The organism is Micromonospora sp. CMU55-4, from assembly GCF_011602315.1.
GTDB classification, from domain to species: Bacteria; Actinomycetota; Actinomycetes; order Mycobacteriales; family Micromonosporaceae; genus Micromonospora; species Micromonospora chalcea.
The window spans coordinates 475,814-497,725 of sequence record NZ_JAAOLH010000004.1; the positions used below are offsets into that span (position 1 = coordinate 475,814).

At 74.7% G+C, this 21,912-nt stretch carries 23 protein-coding genes; 8 read left to right on the forward strand and 15 right to left on the reverse strand.

Annotated features, from left to right (window positions below):
- Positions 1-13 precede the first annotated feature (13 nt).
- Positions 14-1,114 carry an aromatic acid exporter family protein gene (locus HA073_RS10420; RefSeq protein WP_030502309.1) on the forward strand — a complete coding sequence of 367 codons (1,101 nt, stop codon included), beginning with the start codon at positions 14-16 and terminating at the stop codon, positions 1,112-1,114.
- 9 nt (positions 1,115-1,123) lie between these two features.
- Here the strand turns inward: HA073_RS10420 and HA073_RS10425 are convergent, their stop codons facing one another.
- Positions 1,124-2,512: an acyl-CoA synthetase gene (locus HA073_RS10425; RefSeq protein ID WP_166456240.1), complete on the reverse strand. Its 1,389-nt coding sequence runs from the start codon at positions 2,510-2,512 to the stop codon at positions 1,124-1,126.
- 111 nt (positions 2,513-2,623) lie between these two features.
- Between HA073_RS10425 and HA073_RS10430 the strand changes: the two genes are divergently transcribed.
- Positions 2,624-3,751 carry a CaiB/BaiF CoA-transferase family protein gene (locus tag HA073_RS10430; protein WP_166456241.1) on the forward strand — a complete coding sequence of 376 codons (1,128 nt, stop codon included), beginning with the start codon at positions 2,624-2,626 and terminating at the stop codon, positions 3,749-3,751.
- Between the two features lie 13 nt (positions 3,752-3,764).
- On the opposite strand, the gene HA073_RS10435 is transcribed toward HA073_RS10430, so the two are convergent.
- Both HA073_RS10435 and HA073_RS10440 read right to left on the reverse strand, forming a co-directional pair.
- A complete protein-coding gene (locus HA073_RS10435) occupies positions 3,765-4,181 on the reverse strand; it encodes an ASCH domain-containing protein (RefSeq protein ID WP_166456242.1) in 417 nt (138 codons plus the stop codon).
- Positions 4,182-4,248: 67 nt separating this feature from the next.
- Entirely contained in the window at positions 4,249-5,127 is an 879-nt protein-coding gene (locus HA073_RS10440; RefSeq protein ID WP_166456243.1) for a S9 family peptidase, read from the reverse strand.
- Between the two features lie 108 nt (positions 5,128-5,235).
- Between HA073_RS10440 and HA073_RS10445 the strand changes: the two genes are divergently transcribed.
- Entirely contained in the window at positions 5,236-5,772 is a 537-nt protein-coding gene (locus tag HA073_RS10445; protein ID WP_064446059.1) for a GNAT family N-acetyltransferase, read from the forward strand.
- 1 nt (position 5,773) lies between these two features.
- Here HA073_RS10445 and HA073_RS10450 read toward each other — a convergent pair whose 3' ends face one another.
- On the reverse strand, positions 5,774-6,184 hold the full coding sequence (locus HA073_RS10450) for an MmcQ/YjbR family DNA-binding protein (protein WP_166456244.1): 411 nt from the start codon (positions 6,182-6,184) through the stop codon (positions 5,774-5,776).
- Positions 6,185-6,346: 162 nt separating this feature from the next.
- Between HA073_RS10450 and HA073_RS10455 the strand changes: the two genes are divergently transcribed.
- The 3 genes from HA073_RS10455 to HA073_RS10465 are packed head-to-tail and all read left to right on the forward strand — an operon-like array spanning position 6,347 to position 9,753.
- A complete protein-coding gene (locus tag HA073_RS10455) occupies positions 6,347-7,462 on the forward strand; it encodes a sialidase family protein (RefSeq protein ID WP_166456245.1) in 1,116 nt (371 codons plus the stop codon).
- Positions 7,459-7,755 carry a MoaD/ThiS family protein gene (locus HA073_RS10460; protein WP_064446057.1) on the forward strand — a complete coding sequence of 99 codons (297 nt, stop codon included), beginning with the start codon at positions 7,459-7,461 and terminating at the stop codon, positions 7,753-7,755. The genes HA073_RS10455 and HA073_RS10460 overlap by 4 nt, the downstream gene beginning before the upstream one ends.
- Before the next feature lie 48 nt (positions 7,756-7,803).
- The gene (locus tag HA073_RS10465) at positions 7,804-9,753 is read left to right on the forward strand and encodes a beta-propeller domain-containing protein (RefSeq protein ID WP_240925627.1); all 1,950 of its coding nucleotides are present in this window, start codon (positions 7,804-7,806) and stop codon (positions 9,751-9,753) included.
- A gap of 49 nt (positions 9,754-9,802) precedes the next feature.
- On the opposite strand, the gene HA073_RS10470 is transcribed toward HA073_RS10465, so the two are convergent.
- From HA073_RS10470 to HA073_RS10510, 9 genes are all read right to left on the reverse strand, one after another.
- Entirely contained in the window at positions 9,803-10,417 is a 615-nt protein-coding gene (locus HA073_RS10470) for a hypothetical protein (RefSeq protein WP_166456246.1), read from the reverse strand.
- Positions 10,414-11,763, reverse strand: coding sequence for a hypothetical protein (locus HA073_RS10475; RefSeq protein WP_166456247.1), 1,350 nt, complete (start codon positions 11,761-11,763; stop codon positions 10,414-10,416). Before HA073_RS10475 ends, HA073_RS10470 begins: the two co-directional genes overlap by 4 nt.
- Positions 11,763-12,557 (reverse strand): ABC transporter ATP-binding protein, encoded by a 795-nt coding sequence (locus tag HA073_RS10480; RefSeq protein WP_166456248.1) that lies wholly within the window; start codon positions 12,555-12,557, stop codon positions 11,763-11,765. The genes HA073_RS10475 and HA073_RS10480 overlap by 1 nt, the downstream gene beginning before the upstream one ends.
- A gap of 74 nt (positions 12,558-12,631) precedes the next feature.
- Complete coding sequence (locus tag HA073_RS10485) at positions 12,632-13,444, reverse strand: zf-HC2 domain-containing protein (RefSeq protein WP_166456249.1); 813 nt, start codon at positions 13,442-13,444, stop codon at positions 12,632-12,634.
- Complete coding sequence (locus tag HA073_RS10490) at positions 13,441-14,025, reverse strand: RNA polymerase sigma factor (RefSeq protein WP_104113132.1); 585 nt, start codon at positions 14,023-14,025, stop codon at positions 13,441-13,443. Before HA073_RS10490 ends, HA073_RS10485 begins: the two co-directional genes overlap by 4 nt.
- A gap of 64 nt (positions 14,026-14,089) precedes the next feature.
- The gene (locus HA073_RS10495) at positions 14,090-15,256 is read right to left on the reverse strand and encodes a GDSL-type esterase/lipase family protein (RefSeq protein WP_166456250.1); all 1,167 of its coding nucleotides are present in this window, start codon (positions 15,254-15,256) and stop codon (positions 14,090-14,092) included.
- A gap of 74 nt (positions 15,257-15,330) precedes the next feature.
- Positions 15,331-16,170: a sugar phosphate isomerase/epimerase gene (locus tag HA073_RS10500; RefSeq protein ID WP_166456251.1), complete on the reverse strand. Its 840-nt coding sequence runs from the start codon at positions 16,168-16,170 to the stop codon at positions 15,331-15,333.
- Positions 16,167-17,330 carry a dihydrodipicolinate synthase family protein gene (locus HA073_RS10505; RefSeq protein ID WP_166456252.1) on the reverse strand — a complete coding sequence of 388 codons (1,164 nt, stop codon included), beginning with the start codon at positions 17,328-17,330 and terminating at the stop codon, positions 16,167-16,169. The genes HA073_RS10500 and HA073_RS10505 overlap by 4 nt, the downstream gene beginning before the upstream one ends.
- On the reverse strand, positions 17,327-18,478 hold the full coding sequence (locus tag HA073_RS10510; RefSeq protein ID WP_166456253.1) for a Gfo/Idh/MocA family protein: 1,152 nt from the start codon (positions 18,476-18,478) through the stop codon (positions 17,327-17,329). Before HA073_RS10510 ends, HA073_RS10505 begins: the two co-directional genes overlap by 4 nt.
- A 104-nt stretch (positions 18,479-18,582) precedes the next feature.
- Here HA073_RS10510 and HA073_RS10515 point away from each other — a divergent pair, with 104 nt between their 5' ends.
- The gene (locus tag HA073_RS10515; RefSeq protein WP_166456254.1) at positions 18,583-19,605 is read left to right on the forward strand and encodes a LacI family DNA-binding transcriptional regulator; all 1,023 of its coding nucleotides are present in this window, start codon (positions 18,583-18,585) and stop codon (positions 19,603-19,605) included.
- 39 nt (positions 19,606-19,644) lie between these two features.
- Positions 19,645-20,154 (forward strand): pyridoxamine 5'-phosphate oxidase family protein, encoded by a 510-nt coding sequence (locus HA073_RS10520; RefSeq protein ID WP_064446045.1) that lies wholly within the window; start codon positions 19,645-19,647, stop codon positions 20,152-20,154.
- Between the two features lie 23 nt (positions 20,155-20,177).
- Here the strand turns inward: HA073_RS10520 and HA073_RS10525 are convergent, their stop codons facing one another.
- Both HA073_RS10525 and HA073_RS10530 read right to left on the reverse strand, forming a co-directional pair.
- The gene (locus HA073_RS10525) at positions 20,178-20,798 is read right to left on the reverse strand and encodes a class I SAM-dependent methyltransferase (protein ID WP_166456255.1); all 621 of its coding nucleotides are present in this window, start codon (positions 20,796-20,798) and stop codon (positions 20,178-20,180) included.
- Between the two features lie 73 nt (positions 20,799-20,871).
- The gene (locus HA073_RS10530; RefSeq protein ID WP_166456256.1) at positions 20,872-21,816 is read right to left on the reverse strand and encodes a sugar phosphate isomerase/epimerase; all 945 of its coding nucleotides are present in this window, start codon (positions 21,814-21,816) and stop codon (positions 20,872-20,874) included.
- Between the last annotated feature and the right edge of the window lie 96 nt (positions 21,817-21,912).

The following is a 21,912-nucleotide window of genomic DNA, read 5'->3' on the forward strand; positions in this document are numbered from 1 at the left end:
GGTACCCGGCCGCATGCGGGATGCCGTCGACCGGGTACGCGACGCCGGGCGGTCCAGCCGCCGGCGACTGGGCACGTACTTCATCGTGGCGGTCCAGGCCGGCCTCGCGGCCACGCTGGCCTGGACGGTGGCCCGCGAGGTGCTCGGCAACCCCGACCCGACGTTCGCGCCGGCCGCGGCGGTCAGCGTCATCGCCGCCTCGCTCGGCAACCGCACCCGGCGGACCGTGGAGCTGGTGGTCGGGGTGGTCCTCGGCATCGTCGTCGGTGACCTGCTGGTGCATCTGTTCGGCACCGGGCCGTGGCAGACCGGCGTGATCGTGTTCCTGGCGGTCTCCGCGGCGGTGCTCGTACGCGGTACCGGCGCGCTCGTCACCCAGGCCGGCGGTACGGCGGTGCTGGTCGCCACGCTGACCCCGGTGTCGCCCGACCTGGAGCTGCCCCGGACCCTCAACGCGCTCGTCGGCGGCGCCGTCGGCCTGCTCGTGGTGCTGGTGATCGCGCCGCTGAACCCGCTGCGCGCGGTCCGCCGCGTGGCAGACCCGGCGCTCGACACGTTCGCCAGTCAGATGACCGCGTCGGCGGAGGCGCTTGCACACGCCGACGTGCGCGCGGCCGACGAGGTGCTGGCCCGGATGCGCGCCGCCGAGACGGAACTGGACCGGATCGACGAGATGGTCGGCGCCGCCGACGAGGTGGTCCGGTTCTCCCCGGTGCGCTGGCGGCGACGACGCGCCCTGGCCGCGTATCGGCACGGCGCCGAGCACCTGGACCGGGCGTTCCGCAACAGCCGGGGCATGGTGCGCCGCATCGGCACCGCGTTACGGGACCGGGAGCCGGTGCCGCCGCACCTGCCCGCCGCGCTGGAGCACTTCAGCGAGGCGATCCGGCTGCTGCACCGGGCGTTCCTGGCCGCCGAGGAGCCGGCCGCCGCCCGGGAGCGGGTGCTGCGCGCGGTCCGCGACGCGGGCGAGGCGTGCCGGCAGGAGATCGGCTTCTCCGGCACCATCGTGGTCTCGCAGTTGCGGACCGTCGCCAACGACCTGCTGCGTGCCACAGGCGTGCCGGCGGACGAGGCCCGCCGTCAGGTCCGCCGCGCGGCAGCGGCCCGCTGAGAGGGCCGCTCACGCCTCGGTCAGCAGGGTCTTCTGCACCTTGCCCATCGCGTTGCGGGGCAGCGCGCCGACCAGCCGTACCTGCCGGGGGCGCTTGTGCGCGGACAGGTGCCGCGCCACGAAGTCGATCAGCTCGGCCTCGGCCACGCCGTCGCCGACCACGTACGCGGTCACCTGCTGCCCCAGGTCGGGGTGGGGCGTGCCGACCACCGCCGCCTCCCGCACACCCGGGTGGGCCAGCAGCGCGTCCTCCACCTCGCCGGCCCCGATCCGGTACCCGCCGCTTTTGATCAGGTCGGTGGCGGCCCGGCCGACGATGCGGTGGACGCCGTCCGGGTCGACCGTGGCGACGTCGCCGGTGCGGAACCAGCCGTCGGCGGTGCGGGTGGCCGCGTCGGCGTCCGGCCGGTTCAGGTAACCGTCGAACAGCGTGCCGCCGCGTACCTGCAGCTCACCCATGGCCGCGCCGTCCGCCGGCAGCGGGTCGCCGTGCTCGTCCCGCACCCGCGTGTGCACGCCGGGCAGCGGCACACCCACGGTGCCGGGCCGCCGGGGAACGTCCGCGCGGGCGCTCACCGTCACGAGCGTCTCGGTCATGCCGTACCGCTCCAGCGGCCGGTGCCCGGTCAGCCCGGCCAGCGCCGCGAAGACCGGATCGGGCAGCGCCGCGCTGCCGGACACGAGCAGCCGGGCGCCGCGCAGCGCCCGCGCCGCCGCGGGTTGCGCCGCGATCCGCGACCAGATCGTGGGTACGCCGAAGTACAGCGAGCCGCCCGCCGCCGCGTACCGTTCGGGGTGGGGACGGCCGACGTGGCGCAGGCGGCTGCCGACGCGCAGCGGGCCGAGCACGCCCAGCACCAGCCCGTGCACGTGGAACAGCGGCAGCCCGTGGACCAGCAGGTCGTCCGGTGTCCAGGCCCAGGCGTCGGCGAGCCCGTCCAGGCAGGCGGCGACCGCGCGGCGGGACAGCATCGCGCCCTTGGGCGCGCCGGTGTAGAGGATCAGCGCGGTGGCCGCCGGGTCGGGCTCGGGATGGCTGGTGTCCGAGCGCCGGGCCAGGTCCAGCGGCACGAGCGGCGGCGAATGGGCTTTCCGTGTGCCCGGCGCCGCCAGCAGCACCTCCGCGCCGTAGTCACGCAGGATGTGGTCGCGTTCCATCGGTCCGGCGTCGGGCGGCACCGGCACCACCGCCGCGCCGGCGAGCAGCCCGCCGACCACGCCGACCACCGTCTCCAGGGTCGCCGTCGCGGGCACCGCCACCCGGGCCGCGCCGCGCAGGTCGTCGGCGACCGCGGTGGCCGCCCGGCGCAGCTCCACCCAGGACAGCGAGCGGTCCTGCACCCGGATCGCGCCCGGGCGCTCGTCGGTGGCTTCGGCGAGCCGGCTGAGCAGCGGCACGGGCACCCCTTTCCGGTACGTCCCCGAGGCGACCGTAGCCGGACGGGCCACCCCGGCCGGGTGGGCCGTCAGGAATGTGTCATCGTGGTCGGCGGCGAGAAAGGGGTCGGCATGTCGGGTCCGTTGCACGGGGTGCTGGTCGCCGACTTCTCCCGCATCCTCGCCGGGCCGTACGCGACGATGCTCCTGGCGGACCTCGGCGCGGACGTGGTCAAGGTGGAGTCACCGGGCGGCGACGACACCCGCGGCTGGCGGCCCCCGGTCCGCGACGACGTCTCCACCTACTACCTGGCGGTCAACCGCAACAAGCGCTCACTGGTGCTCGACCTGACCGACCCCGGCGACCTGACGCTGGCGCACCGGCTGGCCGACCGGGCCGACGTGCTGATCCAGAATTTCCGTCCGGGCGCGCTGCGCCGCTTCGGCCTCGACCACGACACGGTCACCGCCCGCAACGCCCGCCTGGTGTACGCCTCGATCAGCGGCTTCGGCGCCGCCGGGGGTGCCGACCTGCCCGGGTACGACCTCATGGTGCAGGCCGCCGCCGGGCTGATGAGCCTCACCGGGGACGCCGACGGCCCGCCCTACAAGGCCGGTGTCGCGGTGTTCGACGTGATCGCCGGGCTGCACGCGGCGGTCGGGATCCTGGCCGCGCTGCGGCACCGCGAGGAGACCGGGCGCGGGCAGCACGTCACGGTGGACCTGCTCTCGTCGGCGCTGTCCGGGCTGGTCAACCACACCAGCGCGCACGTGGCCGGGGCCGCGCAGCCGCACCGGATGGGCAACGCGCATCCGAGCATCGTGCCGTACGAGCCGCTGCCCACCGCCGACGGCGAACTGGTGGTGATCGCCGGCAACGACGCGCAGTTCCGTACCCTCTGCCGGGTGCTGGGCGTGCCGGAACTGGCCGGCGACGCGCGGTTCCGGCGCAACGCCGACCGCGTCGCGCACCGCGACGAGCTGCGGCCGCTGCTGGTGGCGGCGCTGTCCCGGCGCGGCAGCGCGGAGTGGTTCGGCGAGCTGCGCGCGGCGGGCGTGCCGTGCAGCCCGATCAACTCGGTGGCCGAGGGCGTGGCGCTGGCGCAGGGGCTGGGCCTGGAGCCGGTGGCGACGACCGGCGGCGTGCCGGGGATCCGCAACCCGATCGGCCTGTCCGGCACCCCGCCGCGCTACGAGCTGCCGCCCCCGCAGCTGGACGAGCACGGCGACCAGCTGCGCGCCTGGCTCGCCGCCCCCTGAGCCGGGCGCGCGGTCAGAGCGTCTCGACCAGGCGGAAGCGTTCCAGCACGGCCATGGTGTCGTCGTCGACGGTGAACGCCGGGTCGCCGAGCCAGCCGCGGTAGTCCTCGCCGTGCCAGAACCGCTCGTGGCCGGCCCGCCAGGCGGCGACCGACTCGTAGCCCTCGCCCTCGTCCCGCGCGTGGTCGAGATCGACGTCGCCGAGGCGGGCGACGCGGACCTCGACCAGCTCGATCACCGCCACGGGCCGGCCGTCGGAGTCGATCACCGCCGAGCGGGTACCGACGGCCGGCAGTGGCTCGCCGTCGATCTCGTAGTCCTGGACCAGCGCGGTAGTGGTGCTCTTGCTCCCGTCGAGCACCGCGGCGACGAGCTGGTCGCGCAGCGGGCCGGGGAAGGCGAACTCGAACGTGGGCAGCGCGGCATCCATGCCCGGCAGGCTAGCCGTCGGCGGCGGCGCGGCGCGCGGAGAATTGGAGGCGGAACCGGCAGCCCGCTCAGCCGGCCGGCGGCAGCAGGCGGTCCAGCCAGCCCAACAGCACCCGCTCGTACTGCGGGCTGACGCTGTCCAGGTCCTCACCCTCGCCGAGCGTGGGCGCGTGGTCGCAGCCCGCCAGCCGGGCCACCGTCAGCTCGGCGTCGCGGGCCGCCCGCCGCCACACCTCGAGGCTGTCCTCGATCGGGATCCAGGCGTCCGTCTCGCCCCAGCAGAGCAGCACCGGGCAGGTCAGCCGCGCCAGCACCGGCGCCGGGTCGTAGTCCATGTCGGTCCACGTGCCGGGCGTGGCGGGCAGTTCCTCGGGCAGGGACGCCAGTGGGAACCAGGGGTGGCGCACGGCGACGTCCAGCTCCGCCTGCGCCACCGCGCGTGGCACGTCGCCGCGCAGGTAGTCCTCGGCGAGCGCGCGCAGCCGGGTCAGCTCCACCACGTCGGCCGGCCCGTACCCGTGCCGGCGCAACTGCTCAGCGGTGCCGTAGCGCATCTGCCTCGCGGGGCTCACCCCGCTGCAACCGACCAGGACCAGGAAGTCGACCGGGTGCCGGGTGGCGGTCAGCGCCGCCGCCCACGCGCCCTGGCTGAACCCCCACAACCCGACCGGGACCGCCCCGACGTGCCGGCGCAGCTCGGTGAGCGCGGCGGAGGCGTCGTCGGCCTGGTCGGCCAGCGGCACGTCGTGCCCGTCGACGCGGGGGCGGCGGTCGTAGCGCAGCACCGCGATCCCGGCCCTGGGCAGCAGCCGGGCCAGGTGCGCGTACAGGAAGTGGGAACGCTGCCCGGCGTGCGAGCCGTGCAGCACCACCAGGCCTCCCCGTACCGGCGCGGCCGGCAGGTCGAGGACCGCGGGCAGGCCCGCCGTGCCGATCGTCGTCTCCATGCCGGGCAGTGAACCACCAGCCGTCCCGCCCCGTGGTCCCGGCCGCCGGCCGCGACGCCCGCGTGCGTACGCTGACCAGGTACGCAGCCGCGACCGTGGAGAACCGCCATGACCAGCCCCGCATCCCGTACCGTCCGGGTCGCCCGCCCCGGCGACGTGGCCGCCCTCGTCGACCTGATCGAGTCGGCGTACCGGGGTGAGCGCAGCCGGCAGGGCTGGACCCACGAGGCGGACCTGCTGGCCGGGCAGCGCACCGACCCGGACATGGTCGCCTCGGCGGTCACCGCCCCGGACGGCGTGGTGCTGGTCGCCGAGCAGGACGGTGACCTGCTCGCCTGCTGCCAGCTGGAACGCCGCGACGACCACGTCTACTTCGGGATGTTCGCGGTGGCCCCCGGCCGGCAGGGCGGCGGCCTGGGCCGGGAGCTGCTGGCCGAGGCCGAGCGGTACGCGACGCAGCAGTGGCATGCCGGTGAGATGCGGATGACCGTGATCGTCCAGCGCGACGACCTGATCGCCTGGTACGAGCGGCGCGGCTACGTCCGCACCGGCGAGCTGAGCCCGTTCCCGTACGGCGACGAGCGCTTCGGCGTGCCGCTGCGGCCGGACCTGGCGTTCGAGACGCTGCGCAAGAAGCTCGGCTGATTCAGCCGGGCCGGTCGACGAGGGCGACCAGCTTCTTCGGGGCCAGCACGCAGTAGCTCTCGGTGAGCAGCTCGGCGACCTCGGTCCAGTCCGAGTCCGCGTCGAGTCGCAGGCCGACCACGTCGGCGGCCCAGTCCGGCTTGAAGAAGTGCGGCCCGGCCGCGAGTAGCCCGGCGATCTCGTCGCCGGGGGAGCGGAACGTCATCACGCAGACCGGCTCGTCGGTCGCCGCCGCCCGCGCGTACGCGGCCTGGTGGCCGGGGTCGACGGTGAGCACGTGGGCGAACGTGCGGCCGCGCACGCGCCACCGCACACCCACCCAGGCCGGCTCCTCGTAGGCGTCGGGCAGGCCGAGGCAGACCGGGCGCAGGCGGTCGAGGTGCTCGGGCGGAACGTCTCCGGGACCGGTCATGCCCGCACGCTAGCCGCAGCCCCCGACATTCCCGCCGTACCGGCGTGGCGCCCGGCCGCCGCGCGTCCGGCGGAGAAATGTCAAGCCTGGGAGTACCACGACGATGAGTTTCGGCGAGGCCCGCGGTCAGTGCAGGGAAGACACCTGGATGGAGGACGAGACATGAGCGGCGTACGGGTACTTGTCGGCACGCGCAAGGGCGCGTTCATTCTGACGTCGGACGGCAAGCGCGACGACTGGACCGTCGACGGACCGCACTTCGGCGGATGGGAGATCTACCACCTCACAGGTTCACCCGTCGAACCGGACCGGCTCTACGCGTCCCAGTCCGGCGGCTGGTTCGGGCAGCTGATCCAGCGTTCGGACGACGGCGGCCGGAACTGGACGACAGTCGGCAACGACTTCGCCTACAGCGGCGAGGTCGGGCAGCACCTCTGGTACGACGGCACCCCGCGCCCGTGGGAGTTCAAGCGGATCTGGCACCTGGAGCCGTCCCGCCACGACCCCGACACCGTGTACGCGGGCGGTGAGGACGCCGCGCTCTACCTGTCCACCGACGGCGGCCAGAAGTGGTCCGAGCTGACCGCGCTGCGGCAGCACCCGACCGGCCCGTCCTGGCAGCCCGGCGCGGGCGGGATGTGCCTGCACACGATCATCCTCGACGCGGCCGACCGGGACCGGATCTACGTCGCGATCTCGGCGGCGGGCGCGTTCCGCAGCGACGACGGCGGCGCGAGCTGGCTGCCGATCAACAAGGGACTTCGTTCCGGCGAGATCCCCGACACCGACTCCGAGGTGGGGCACTGCGTGCACCGTCTCGCCCAGCACCCGTCCCGGCCGGACACGCTGTTCATGCAGAAGCACTGGGACGTCATGCGCACCGACGACGCCGGCGGCAACTGGCGGGAGATCAGCGGCGACCTGCCGACGGACTTCGGCTTCCCGATCGCGGTGCACGCACACGAGCCGGAGACGGTCTACGTGGTGCCGATCACCAGCGACTCGCTGCACTACCCGCCGGAGGGCAAGCTGCGCGTCTACCGCAGCCGTACCGGCGGTGAGCACTGGGAGCCGCTGACCGAAGGGCTGCCGCAGTCGCACTGCTACGTCAACGTGCTGCGCGACGCGATGGCCGTCGACACGCTCGACCCCTGCGGAATCTACTTCGGCACCACCGGCGGTCAGGTCTACCACTCGGCCGACGGCGGCAACACCTGGGCGCCGATCGTGCGTGACCTGCCGGCCGTGCTCTCGGTCGAGGTCCAGGTGCTGCCGTGATCCGGGTGGTGCTGCCGGCGCACCTGAAGAACCTGGCGCACGTCACCGGCGAGGTACGCGTCGAGGTGGCCGGGCCGCCCACCCAGCGGGAGGTGCTCGACGCGCTGGAGGCCGCGTACCCGATGCTGCTCGGCACGATCCGCGACCGGCACAGCGGGAAGCGCCGGCCGTTCGTCCGCTTCTACGCCTGCGAGCTGGACCTGTCGAACGAGTCGCCGGACGATCCGCTGCCCGAGGAGGTCGTCAAGGGCAAGGAGCCGTTCATCGTGCTCGGCGCGATGGCCGGCGGCTGAGCGCGTTCGGCCGGGAACCGCGCTCGCCGCGGCCACGTCTGACGGCCCATGACCTTTCGCAGATTCCGGACGATCGGATGGACGCTGGCCGCCGCGCTGGCCCTCGGTGGCTGCACCGCGTCACCCTCGGCCGATCCGCCGCCCACCGGCCGGCCCGTTCCGGCCGGTGGGTTGCGGCTCGTCGCGTTCGACTCCTGCGACGAGGCGCTACGGCAGATCCGGGCGGCCGCTCGGGCGGCGGTGGGACCGTGGGGTCTCGGGCCGGGCCGCGACCTGCTCCGGTTCGGCGCGGAGGCCGGGGCCGACAGCGGCACCCAGAAGGCGGCCGGGTCGGCGTCCACTCCGGACTTCTCCGGGACGAACGTGCACGAGGCCGGCGTGGACGAGCCGGACCTGGTCAAGACCGACGGCCGGCGCATCGTCACGTACGGCCGGGGCGTGCTGACGGTCGTCGACCCGGCGACCCGCCGGCAGACCGGCCGGCTGGCGCTCGATCCGGCCGCCGACCGGTTCTCCGGGCAGGAGGGCAGCCTGCTGCTGCACGGGGACCGCGCGCTCGTGCTGCTGCGCGCCGGAAGGGTCCCAGAGTCCACGGTGCCCGGTCGGCGTCCCGCACCCGGCGTGGTCGGGCAGGCCCGGCTGGTCCTGGTCGACCTCGCCGCAGCGCCGCGCGTCGTCGGCGAGTACCGGGTCGACGGCCGGATGGTCGACGCACGGCAGGTCGGCGCGACCGCCCGCATCGTGATCAGTTCCGGTCACCGGCTCGAGTTTCCGCAGCAGCCGGGGGAGCGTACCGACGCGCAGCGGATCGCCGCGAACCGCGCGGTCATCGACAAGGCCACGCTCGACGACTGGCTGCCCCGGTACGAGGTCCGCGACAGCGTCCGCACTGTCGGCAGCGGTCGGGTCGGCTGCGATCGGGTGAGTCGGCCGGCCGGCTTCTCCGCCGCCTCGACGCTCACCGTGCTCAGCTTCGACCTGGGCGCGTCCGCGCTCGGCGCCGGTGACCCGGTCACCGTGTTCGCGGACGGCGACACGGTGTACAGCAACGGTCGACGCCTCTACGTCGCCGCCGACCAGCGCTGGCGGACGTGGCGCGCCGCGTCACCGGAGGCGCGCGACGTCAGCACCGAGATCTATCAGTTCGACACCGCCGCGGGCACGCCGCGCTTCGTCGCCGCCGGGTCGGTGCCCGGCTGGCTGATCAACCAGTACGCGCTGTCCGAGTGGGACGGTCACCTGCGGGTCGCCACCACCACCGGCGACACGTGGAGGCGGGAGAGGTCCTCCCAGTCGGGCGTCTACGTGCTGCGCGCCGACGGTCCCACGCTGAAGCGGGTCGGCGCGGTCACCGGCCTCGGCAAGGGCGAGCGGATCTTCGCGGTGCGGTTCGTCGGCGGTACCGGATACGTGGTCACGTTCCGGCAGACCGACCCGCTGTACGGCGTGGACCTGCGCGACCCGGCCGCGCCCCGGGTGACCGGCGAGCTGAAGATCAACGGGTATTCGGCGTACCTGCACCCGGCCGGCGACGGCCGCCTGATCGGCGTCGGCCAGGACGCCACTGACGAGGGGCAGGTGACGGGCACCCAGGTGTCGCTGTTCGACGTGGCCGACCCGGCCCGGCCCACCCGGATCGCCCAGCACCACGTCGCCCGTGGCTGGTCGGAGGCGGAGCACGACCCGCACGCGTTTCTCTACTGGCCGCCGGAGCGGCTGGTGGTGATCCCGGTGATGCAGTCGGGCGTGGACACCGATGGGCCCGACGGCACGAAGCGCCCGCCGTCCGGCGGCGTGCTGGCGTTGCGGGTCGGCGACAAGGGCTTCACGGTGGCCGGCGCGGTGGACCATCCGGGGAGCCTGGCCGACGGCGGCGAGCGGACGCCGATCCGCCGCTCGCTGATGATCGACGGTGTGCTCTGGACGGTCTCCGACGCCGGTCTCAAGGCGACCGCCCTGGCCGGCATGACCAGCCTGGCCTGGGTGCCGCTGACCTGACAGCGGCCGGGCCTCGCCGCGCGGTAGGCGTGCGACGAGGCCCGGCGCGTCACTGTTCCAGCGCCGCCTCGGCCGCCGCGACCTGCGGGCCGACCCGCAGCGCGTAGGCGACGACGCCGCCGAGGAGGAACGTCGTGGCGGTGACCGCGGCGATTCGGTTGCCCGGCTCCTGCGCCATCCACAGCGCCGCCTGCCGCCATTCCGGCCCGCCCGGCGCGGCCATGAAGGACGCCATGGCGGCCCAGGCGGTCGGCGCCTGCCAGGCGGCCCGGGCGCTGGCCAGCGCCGCGCCGAGGCCGACCAGCCCGATCAGCCCGGCCGTGTTGCGGGCCAGCACGGACAGCGGTCCGAAGTCGACGCCGAGGACGCGGGCGGCGGCCAGCAGCCCGACCACCGCCGCGGCGTACCCGAGCAGGTGCCCGGCCCGGCGCGGCGCCCACTGCCACGCGGCGGTCCGCTCCAGCGCCGGGTCGGTGCCGGCGAGCGTCGGCCCGAGCGGCGCGACCGCCAGCGCGGTGGTGAGCACGGCGAGGCCGGCGGGCACCTCGGGGCGGTCGGTGAAGCCGGCCCAGGCGACGGCCATCACGGCGACGGCGATAGCGGATCCGGCCAGGGCGGCGGGTAGCCGGCGGGACCGCACGTACAGCGGCAGCCAGCGGGTCACGGCGCGGCCCGTCCGGTGAGCGCCGGCATCAGGTCCGGCTCGCAGCGCGCGGCGGCGTCCCGCAGCGCGGTGATGCGCCGCAGCTGCTCCGGCTCGGGCAGGGCGCGCAGTTGCCGCACCCCGGCCCGGATCTCGTCCTGCTGCGTGTCGGTGTGCCGGTATCCGGTCCAGGAGTCCCACAGCCGGACCGTCTCGGCGTCGAGCAGCCAGGCCGCGGCGATCGCCGGGGCGATGTCGTCGCCGCTGCGCCCGCAGCCGTACCACATGGTGCCGCCGCCCAGGGCGATGCGCTCTGCCACGTCGGCGGCCCGGCCGGTGTCCGGGTCGACCTCCAGGAGGAACTGCACGGTGCCGGGTGCCGGCTTGGGCCGGTGCCACTGCTCGCTGTCGTTGCTGCCGATGGTGTCCAGCCGCAGTTCCACCGCGCGGGTCGGCGCGTCCGGCAGCTTTGCCAGCGCGCGCAGCCCTCGGCGGGCCTCGGTGGTGACCTCGGGCAGCAGATGCGCGTTGACGGCGGTGACGCACACCTGCGGCGTGCCGTCGGCGCAGACGTACCGGCGCGCTCCCGCGTCGAGCTGCCAGATCCCGGCGGGGCCGGGCACGCCGATCAGCACGAGACCCGCCACGCCACCGGCGAGGCCCGCGAACGCGCCGGCCCGGGTGAGCCACGACCCGCCCGCCGCCAGCAGCAGCCCGGCGAGCGCCAGCCCGGCCCCGAGCGCCAGCCGGCTGAGCAGAAGCCGGTCCGACAGCGTCTCCCACGGCGTGTCCGGCGGCCAGTTGATCATGAGGGACGGACTCGACAGCGTGCTGTCGACGCCCGCGATCAGGGACGTGCCCTCCTGCGCCACCAGCGCGGCGGCGGCCAGCAGCGGGGGCAGCAGCGGTGAGGACCACAGGCGGCCGACGGCCGTGCCACACCAGGCCGCGCCGACGAGCACCAGCACGTCGACCAGGGGCCCGGCGAGCCCGCGTACGCCGAGGTAGGCGCCGCCGGTGGCGACCAGCGCCGCGCCGCCGGCGAGCACGAGCAGGTGCGCGGCCGCGACGGCCACGCCGAGCGCGGTCATCGCGGGCAGCGCGCGCTGCCAGCGGGGCCGGCCGGTGCTGTTCATCAGCTCGTCGGCGCGGGTGCGCCGGTCCCGGCGGCCGAGCACCGCGCCGCCGGCCAGCGCCAGGGGCATCAGGAAGAACATGGCGGAGGAGTGCACGTAGCCCAACCGCAGCCACTGTCCCTGCCAGAAGCTGTACATGCTCGCGACGCCGAGGATCCCGATGGCGAGGAGCAGCACCGCCACGGCCGGCGCGTTCGAGCGGCGCAGTTCGACGCGTACCTGTCGGATCATCAGGCGCTCCGGTGCTGCTTGAGGAGGTACGAGTAGCCGCGCTCGGCGGCGCTGTCGCCGACGCCGCCGGTCTCGCCGTGGCGGATCAGGTCGGCGGGCAGGCCCTGGAACACGCGGGTGCCCTGGTCCATCAGGATGACGTCGGAGCAGGCCGCGACCACGTCCTCCACCAGGTGGGTGGAGACCAGCACGCAGGCGTCCGCGCCGAGTTCGCGGATCAGCTCACGGAACTCGACCCGCTGTTCCGGGTCCAGGCCGACTGTCGGTTCGTCGAGCAGCAGCAGGTCCGGTTCGTTCACGATCGCCTGGGCGATGCCGGCCCGGCGCAGCATGCCGCCGGACAGCGACTTGAGCTTGGCGTCGGCCCGGTCGGTGAGGCGTACCCGGTCGATGGCCCGCTGCGCCGCGCCCGGCACCGCGGCGGCGGGCATCTCCCGCAGCCAGGCCACGTACTCGACGTACTCCCGCACCGTGAACCGGGGGTAGTAGCCGAACTGCTGCGGCAGGTAGCCGAGCCGGCGGCGCATCGGCCGCAGCTCACGGGTCGTGGCGGCGTCCGCGCCGAGCAGCCGCAGCGTGCCGCCGTGCGGTTTGACCACTGTGGCGAGCGCGCGCATCAGGGTGCTCTTGCCGGCGCCGTTGGGGCCGAGCAGCCCGTGCACACCGGTGCCGAGCGTCAGGCCGAGGTTGTCGACGGCCAGGTGCCGCCCGGCCTTCACCGACAGTCCCACCGCCTCGATCCGCCAGGCGTGCCGGGTCGGCGCCACCTCGTCGGCGCTCACTGCGCGTACCAATGTCGTCTCCTTCTCGGGGCAGGGTCGTCCGCGGCGCCGGCGGGGCGCCGTGGCGTGGTTCCGGAGGGCCGGCGTCAGCCGGCGGGCCGCCGCAGGTGGTCGGCGCGCAGCACGGTCAGCGCGGTGAGCACGGCGGTGGCCGCCGCCCAGGCGGGCATGGTGGCGGGCCGGAGCAGGGCTTCGGTGACGGCGGCGGCGCGGGCCGCGTCGGCGTCGCCGGTGAACGACGCGGCCGCGACCGCGGTGAGCCAGCCGCCGCCGAGGACGGCGGCGGCCAGCGGCACGCCGACGCGGCTGCCGAGCAGCAGCGTCGCCGCGGTGAACGTCAGGCAGGGCAGCAGCCACAGCGCGGGGTTGCGGCCGACCGCCAGCCCGGCCACCGCGAGCACGGGCGCGACCAGGAGCAGAACCGCGAGGGTACGGCGCAGCAGCAGTTCCAGCCCGGCGCGGGCGGTGCCGGCGACCACCTCCCAGTTCGGGTTGGCGCGTCGGGACCAGGCCACCGCGAGCCCGGCCAGCGGCGCGACCGGCGCGAGCAGCAGCACCGTCGAGGGCTGCTCGGGGTAGTTGCGGTCCAGCAGCACCGCGGCGAGGATCGCCGTGCACGTCATCGCCGCCCAGGCCAGCAGCGACCAGTCGGTCCAGCGCAGCCACCACCGTCGCAGCGGTCGCCGGGGCACCGGTCGCGGCCCGGTGCGGGCCTGTGCCAGGATCGCCTCCCGGGCGCCGCCGAGCAGCGCCCGCAGCGGCGGCGCGGCCAGCTCGCCGAGCCGGTCGCGGCACTCGGCGCAGCCCTCCAGGTGCACCTCGATCGTCCAGGCGGCGGCGTCGTCGGGGCTGCCCGCCGCGTACGCGACCAGTGCCGGCGGGGGAACGTGAGCGGTCATGCCAGTGCCTCCCGTAGCGCGTTGCGGGCACGCCGCGCCCGGCTCTTCACGGTGCCCTCCGGCACCCCCAGCAGGACCGATGTCTCCCGGACGGTCAGTCCGTCCAGGACCATCGCGGCGAGCACCGCCCGCAGTTCCGGGGCCAGCGCGTCCAGCGCGGCTCCTACCTCCGAGCCGAACGACCCGGCGAGCGCCTCGTCCTCGGCGGCCGGCGCGCTGCGTACCGGAAGCACGTCGGTGGGCACCTCCTGGACGCGGGCGCGGCGGCGCAGCGCGTCGACCAGGCGCCGGGCCGCGATGGTCCAGATCCAGCCGGCGGCCGAACCGCCCGGCGCGTCCGATCCACCGGAGCGCCGGATGCCGGAGAACGAGCCGGCGGCCCGCCACACCGTCAGGTACGTGTCCTGGAGGACCTCGGCGACGATGCCGTCGTCCGCGCAGCGCCGCCGCAGCCGGATCGCGAGCCACGGCGACGTACGCCGGTACAGCTCGTCGAACGCGTCGAGGTCGCCGCGTGCGACCCGCCGCAGCAGCCGCTCCTCGTCCTGTTTGCTTCCTCCCACGCCTAGATGGTCGTTCACGGCCCCTCCGACGGATCACGACGCGGCGTGACCTGGGTCACACCGCGCCGCGGGTGGGTGTCCGTCACTGCGCGGCGGCGAACGGTCCCTTCGGTCCGAACGCCAGCGCGGCGAACCGCTCGCCGATGCGGCGGTCGGCGGCCGGGTCGGGGTGCAGCTCGTCGGGCAGCGGCAGCTCGGCGTAGTCGGCCTCGCCGTACAGCTCCAGCCCGTCGAGGTAGTGCAGGTTCGGGTCCGCGTCGGCCCGGGACGCCACGATCCGGGCCAGCTCGGCGCGGATGACGCGCAGCGTGAGCCGGCCGGATGCCACCTCGGCCGGGTCGCCGGTGGCCCGGAACCGCACCTTCCCGTCGACGAACTCGACAGCGCCCGGGCCGGGCGTGTCCTCCTGGATCGGGCACAGGATCGACGACACGACGAGCAGCGGCGTGTCCGGGTGCCCCTCCCGGATGGTGTCCAGGAAGCCGTGCACGGCCGGGCCGAACGCGCGCAGCCGCATCAGGTCGGCGTTCACCACGTTGATGCCGATCTTGACGCTGATCAGGTCGGCCGGGGTGTCGCGCATCGCGCGGGCGGTGAACGGATCGAGCAGCGCGCTGCCGCTGAACCCCAGGTTGACCAGCTCCACGCCGGCCAGCGTGGCGGCCACCGCCGGCCAGGTGCCGGTGGGGCTCTCCGCGTCCGAGCCGTGGCTGATCGAGCTGCCGTGGTGCAGCCACACCCGGCGGTCACCCGTGTCGACCGGCTCGACCGGCGCGTCCGTGCGCAGCGCCACCAGCTCGGTGATCTCCCGCTGCGGCAGCCAGATCACCACCTCCTTGTCGGTGGCGGGCAGGTCGGTGAAGCGCACCGTGCCGACCGGCCCGGGCTCGATGCCGGACGTGCCGGTGGCCAGGTCGATGGTGAGCACCTTGCCGCCACCGGCGGTGGCCTGACCGGCGAGGCGGCCGTCCACGACCAGGTCGTAGCGGCCGTCGGGACGTGGCCCGGTGCCCCGGTAGACCATCTTCATCGGCAGCACGTCCAGCTCGACGGTGGTGGCGCGGGTGCGGAACACCAGCCGTACGCCCGAGGGCATCGCCTCCGCCGTCGTCAGCTGCGGGTCGATGTTCTGCGCCCGGGCCCACGCGGGCAGCCGGTGCGGCAGCACCCCGTCGGAGGTCTGTTCCAGGTCGAGCGCGCCGCGCAGCAGGTCGGAGGTGATCGGAGTGGTGAGGTGCGGGGATGCCATGATCCCGATCCTGCCCCCGGATCCGGGGGACCGGCCACCTGATTTATCCGACAGGCCGGACTCGTGACACTGAGTCAGTCGGTGAGCACGAGATCCACGTACCGGGCGGTCATGGTGGCGAGCACCTGGTCCGGGTGGGTGGCCCACACCTCGGCGTTGAAGATCTCCACCTCGACGTCGCCCGAGTATCCGGCGGCCTCCACCGCGCGGCGCAGCGGCGGGAAGTCGATGTGCCCGTCGCCCATCATGCCGCGCCCCAGCAGCACGTCGGCCGGGAGCGGGGTGAGGAAGTCGCAGATCTGGAAACTCGCGATCCGCGTCCCGGCGCGGGCGATCTGCCGCCACACGTCCGGATCCCACCAGACGTGGAACGTGTCCACCACGACGCCGACCTGCTCGGCCGGGAACGCCTCGGCCACATCGAGGGCCTGCCCGAGCGTGGACAGCACGGCCCGGTCGGCGCAGTACATCGGGTGCAGTGGCTCCAGCGCGAGGCGTACCCCGCGCGCAGCCGCGTACGGGGCCAGCTCGGCCAGCGCGTCGGCGACCCGCTGCCGGGCGCCCGCCAGGTCACGGGAGCCGGGCGGCAGCCCGCCGACGACGAGCACCAGGCAGGCGGCGCGCAGCGCGGCGGCCTCGTCGATCGCGCGCCGGTTGTCCGCCAGTGCCGCGGCCCGTCCGGCGTCGTCGGCGGCGGTGAGGAACCCGCCCCGGCACAGCGACGACACGCGCAGCCCGGCGTCGGTGACGAGCCGCGCCGCGGCCGGTACGCCGATCTCGGCCACCGGCTCGCGCCACAGCCCGATCGCCGGGATGCCGGCGCGCACACAGCCGTCGACCGCCTGCGCCACCGACCAGCGTTGCGTGGTGCGCTGGTTGAGCGACAGCCGGGCCAGCCGGGGATCGGCGCTCATCCGGGCACGCCCGCGACGTCCAGGTACGCGCGCATCCGCTGTGCCGCCAGCTCGGGGTCGAGCAGCAGCCCGGCGGCGTCGGCCAGCCGGAACGCCTCGACCAGGTGCGGGACGCCGCGCCCGCCGTGCAGGCCGCCGACCATGGTGAAGCCGGGTTGCCGGCCGTTGAGCCAGGACAGGAACGCGATGCCGGTCTTGTAGTAGGGCGTCGGCGGGGCGAACAGGTGCCGGGACAGCGGCACCGTCGGGTCGAGGATCGCCCGGAACCCGGCCGGGTCGTCCGCGTCGAGCCGGCCCAGCGCGGCCGACGCGGCCGGGGCGATCGCCGCGAACGCGCCGAGCAGCGCGTGGCTGAACCGTTTCCCGTCGCCCTCGATCAGCTCCGGGTAGTGGTAGTCGTCGCCGGTGTAGACCTTCACCGTCGGCGGCAGCAGTTCCCGCAGCCGCACCTCCCGCCCGGCGTCGAGCAGCGACACCTTCACGCCGTCGACCAGGTCGGCGTGGGCGTGTGCCAGCGCGGCGAACGTGGCGGTGGCCTCGTCCAGGTCGGTGGAGCCCCAGTAGCCGGACAGCGCCGGGTCGAACATGTCGCCGAGCCAGTGCAGCACCACCGGCGCGCCGGCCTCCCGCAGCACCCGCTCGTAGACGCGCAGGTAGTCCTCCGGGCCGGTGGCGAGCGCGGCGAGGTGCCGGCTGGCCATCAGCACCGGCGTGGCGCCGTACCCCTGCACGACCGCGAGCTGCTCGGCGTACGCGGCGACGACCTCGTCGAGCGTGTGCGGGACGCCGGTGAGCTGGTCGGTGCCCACCCCGGCGACGATCCGTCCGCCGCAGGAGGCGGCCTCGGCGGCGCTGCGCCGGATCAGCTCGCGGCTGGCCGTCCAGTCCAGCCCCATCCCGCGCTGCGCGGTGTCCATCGCCTCGGCCACACCGAGCCCCCAGGACCACAGGTCGCGCCGCACCGCGAGCGTCGCGTCCCAGTCCAGGCCCGCCGGGCGGCCGGGGGAGTTGTCGGCGTACGGGTCGGCGACGACGTGCGCGGCCGCGTACGCGATCCGGCTGGCCGGCGGCGCGGACGGCCGCTGCCAGGCGGGCGGTTCCCGTAGCGTCAGCCGCTCGGAGCCGCCGTCCGGCGCCGGCAGCATGATGCGCGTGCTCACCGGGGGATCTCCTCGATCTGCACCCGCCGCCCCTCCCGGGCCGAGCGCAGCCCGGCCTCGGCCAGTTGCACGCCGCGCGCGCCGGCCAGGAAGTCCCACGGGAACGGCTCGTCGTCGACGACGTGCCGCAGGAACGCCTCCCACTGCACCTTGAACGCGTTGTCGTGCTCGCCGTTGTCCGGCACTGTCTGCCACTGCGCGCGGAACGGCTCGGTGACCGGCAGGTCCGGGTTCCACACCGGCATCGGGGTGGTGCCCCGGTGCTGGATACGGCAGTCGCGCAGCCCGGCCACAGCGCTGCCGTGCGTGCCGTCGACCTGGAACTCGACCAGCTCGTCCCGGTGCACGCGCACCGCCCAGGAGGAGTTGATCTGCGCGACGATGCCGCCGGCCAGTTCGAAGATGCCGTACGCGGCGTCGTCGGCCGTGGCGCGGTAGTGGCCGCCGGTCTCGTCGACGCGCTCGGGGATGTGCGTGGCGGTGACGGCGGTGACGGCGGTGACCGGGGCGATGATCTGCTCCAGCACGTAGTGCCAGTGCGGGAACATGTCCAGCGTGATGCCGCCGCCGTCCTCGGCGCGGTAGTTCCAGCTCGGACGTTGCGCGGCCTGCCAGTCGCCTTCGAACACCCAGTAGCCGAACTCGCCGCGCACCGACAGGATCCGGCCGAAGAAGCCGCCGTCGACCAGCCGCTTGAGCTTGCGCAGGCCGGGCAGGAACAGCTTGTCCTGTACGACGCCGTTGCGGACGCCCTTCGCGGCGGCGAGCCGGGCCAGCTCCAGCGAGGCGAGGAAGTCCTCGGCGAGCGGCTTCTCGGTGTAGACGTGCTTGCCGGCCTCGATCGCCGCCCGGATCGCCTTCTCCCGCGCGGCGGTCACCTGGGCGTCGAAGTAGATCTGGTGGGCGTCGTCGGCGAGCGCCGCGTCCAGGTCGGTCGTGTACGCCGACAGCCCGTGCCGCTCGGCGATCTCGGCCAGGCGGCCCGCGTCGCGGCCCACGAGCGTCAGCTCGGGCCAGATCCGGCTGCCGTCGCGCGCGGGCACGCCGCCCTGGTCGCGGATGGCCAGCAGGGACCGGACGAGGTGCTGCCGGTAGCCCATCCGCCCGGTGACGCCGTTGAGGATGATCCCGACGGGTGTGCGCTCCACTGTGCCCCTCCCAGCGCTGAATGCGCTTTCAGTAAGCGCTTTCAGGGTGCTACCGTAGCCACGCCGGAACACCGGGTCAAGACGTTCCGCAGGGAGACTCATCGATGCCGCACGTGACGCTGGAAGACGTGGCCAGAGCGGCCGACGTCTCACTGGCCACCGCCTCCCGGGCGCTCAACGGGCGGCGGGTCACCCCGCACCTGCACGACCGCGTCCTGGCCGCCGCCGCGCGGCTCGCGTACACCCCGAACGCCCACGCCCGCGCGCTGGCCGGCGCGTCGCACCGCAGCGTCGGCGTGATCTGCCACGACGTCACCGACCCCTACTTCGCCGCCGTCGCCGGCGGCGTGATGCGGGTCGCCGCCGACAACGACCTGCTGGTCATGCTCGCCAGCACGTTCCGCGACCCGGAACGCGAGATCGCGTACGTGTCGATGCTGCGCGCCGAACGCGCCCCGGCCATCCTGCTCATCGGCTCCGGCTTCGAGGACCCGCGCTGGGACCGCGCGCTGGCCGCCGAGCTTGCGCCCTACCTCGACGGCGGCGGCCGGGTCGCCGTGGTCAGCCGGCACCGCAACCTGAAGGTCGACAGCGTCCTGCCGGAGAACCGGGCCGGGGCCGCCGCGCTGGCCCGCGCGCTGCTCGGCCTCGGGCACCGCCGCTTCGCCGTGCTCTCCGGCCCGTCCGAGCTCACCACCGTCGCCGACCGGTTCGGCGGGTTCCGCGACGAGCTGGCCGCCGCCGGCGTGACGCTGTCCCCGGCGGCGGTGGCCGAGGCGGAGTTCACCCGTGACGGCGGCTACCAGGCGATGGCCGAGCTGCTCGGCCGTGGCCTCGACGCCACCTGCGTGTTCGCGCTCACCGACGTGATGGCCGTCGGCGCGTACGCGGCGCTGCGCGACCACGGGCTGTCCATGCCCGGCGACATCTCGGTGGCGGGCTTCGACGACATCCCGATCGTCCGCGACCTCACCCCACCGCTGACCACAGTGGCGCTGCCGCTGCGCCAGCTCGGCGAGAAGGCGATGGAGCTGGCGCTCACCGAGAACCCGGGCCGCCGCCGGCGGATCACCCGCCTGCCCGCGGAGGTGGTGCTGCGGGCCAGCACCGCGCCGGCCCGCGCCTGAACCCGGCCGGTAGGGTGCCGTCATGATCGAGGATGCCCCGTGCCGCTGACGAACCCCTGGCTGACCGGGCCGGCGCCGACGAGGAAGCTGGACCGGGACCGCCTCGCCGAACGCATCCTCAACCTGCTGTCGTCGCAGAACATGTGCGTGCTCGCCACAGTCGGTCCGGACGGCCCGCTGGCCACGCCGGTGCGCTACTACCCGCTGGGCTTCACGCTGATGTTCACCGCCGCGCCGCGCTCGCCGAAGATGCGCAACATCGCCGCCGACCCGCGCGTGTCGGTCGGCGTCTTCGCGCCGCTGGTCGGGCTGGCCAGCAGCCGCGGCGCGCAGGTGTTCGGCACCGCCCGGGTGCTCGGGCCGGAGCATCCGGACCGGGCCCACCACTGGGCCGCGTTCCGCTGGGAGAGCGAACACGCCGAGCGCGGCCGGTCGCTGTCCGAGCCGCCCGAGGACCCGCTCGTCGTGATCGAGGCCGACCGGATCGTCTACACCGAACACTGGCTGCGCCGCGAGGGCTACGCCCCACGTCAGCACTGGCACCGCTGACGCCGCCCGCCGGACCGGTCCCGCTACGGACCGACGGGGGAGCGGGTGGCGCGCAGCAGATTGCCGGCCAGCCGCAGGTCCGCGCCCTCGACCCGGGCCAGCACGTCGATCCGCTCCACCGTGACGTGTGACCACAGCGGCTCCGGGAACGCCGCGCGCAGGGCGTCGGCGCCCAGACCCCAGCCCTGGCCCGCCTCCGGCGACACCGCCAGCACGAACACCGCCCCGCCGGGCGCGGTCAGGCGCGGCAGCAGCGCCAGGTAGTCGCGTACGGCGGCGCCCCGCCGGTCCAGCGAGTGCAGCAGCCCGGAGTCGAACACCGAGTCGTACGGCACCGGCGGCACCGGGATCGCCGTGGCGTCGCACACCTCGAAACGCGCCGGCAGTCCCGCCTCGGCGGCCCGGGCCCGCGCCTGATCGATCGCCACCGCCGAGATGTCGACACCCGTCACGTCGAGACCGCGGCGGGCCAGCGCGAGCGCCAACTCCCCGGTGCCGCAGCCGACGTCGAGCACGCGCGGGCCGCGTACCCCGGTGTCGAGGACCGCGGCGAGCGCCGGCTGCGGACCGCCGATCTCCCACGGCGGCCGTTCGGTGTCCCGGTAGAGGCGGTCGTAGTGGACGTCGTCCGGCTCGTCGGTCATCGCGTACCCCCTCGGTCGGCGCGGCCACCCCCGAGCGTGTCACGCCCGGCGGCCGTCCGTGCCCCGCTGCGGGTCAGAACCGCAGGCGGCGCAGGTAGCGGTAGCCGACCTCAGCGGTCCGTTGCGGCGTCACGTCCGGCGTGTCGTTCTCCACGATGTACTCCAGCACCTGGTGCCCACGGAGGATCCGGGCGAAGTCGATCATCCCGGTGCCCAGGTCGGCCATGTCGCCGGTGGCCGGGTCGCGGTCCTTGACGTGGTACTGCAGGACCCGCTGCGGCGCCGAGCGGATCACGTCGAGCGTGAAGCCCTCCGGGTCGGCGACGCCCTCGCCGGAGGTGATGCCGCCGGTGACCGCCCAGTAGATGTCGATCTCCAGGTGCACCAGTCGCGGGTCGAGTTCCTCGGTCAGCACGTCCCACGGCCGCCGGCCGTTGCCGAAGTCGATGGTGAACTCGTGCGCGTGGTTGTGGTAGCCGTACCGCAGACCCGCCTTGCGCGCCGCGGCGGCCTCGACGTTCATCTGCTCCGCCCAGCGCTTCCAGTCGTCCTCGCGGTCGGAGTTCAGGTACGGCACCACCATGAACCGCTGGCCCAGCGTACGGGCGTCGGCGATCTTCTGGTCCAGCGCGGCGGCGTCGGCGGCGATGCCGTCGTGGCTGGAGCTGGCCTTGATGCCGATGCCGTCCAGGAAGCGGCGCAACTCCCGGGCGGTACGGCCGAAGTAGCCGAGCGCCAGCTCGACCCGGGGGTAGCCGATGCGGGCCAGGTGCGCCAGCGTCGCGTCGTAGCCGGGGGAGCCGTTGAGCGCGTCGCGGACCGTCCAGAGCTGGAGGCTGATCAACTCCTTCGGCACCGGGCGCCGGCCGTGGTGGTGCCCGCCGCCGGCCTGGGCGGCCGTCGCGCCGAGCCCGGTGGCGAGCCCGATCCCGGCGAGCGCCGCCAGGGAGCCGCGCAGCAGGCCACGCCGGTCAAGTGACTGTTGCAGCGCGGCGTGTCCGTCATGTCCGTAGCACATGGTCGCACTCCTTCGTCGCCTGTGCGCTGACGCTACAAAAGCTATGTCGATATGTCTATGGCTTCTGGTGATCTGAATCGAACTTTCGGTCGATGC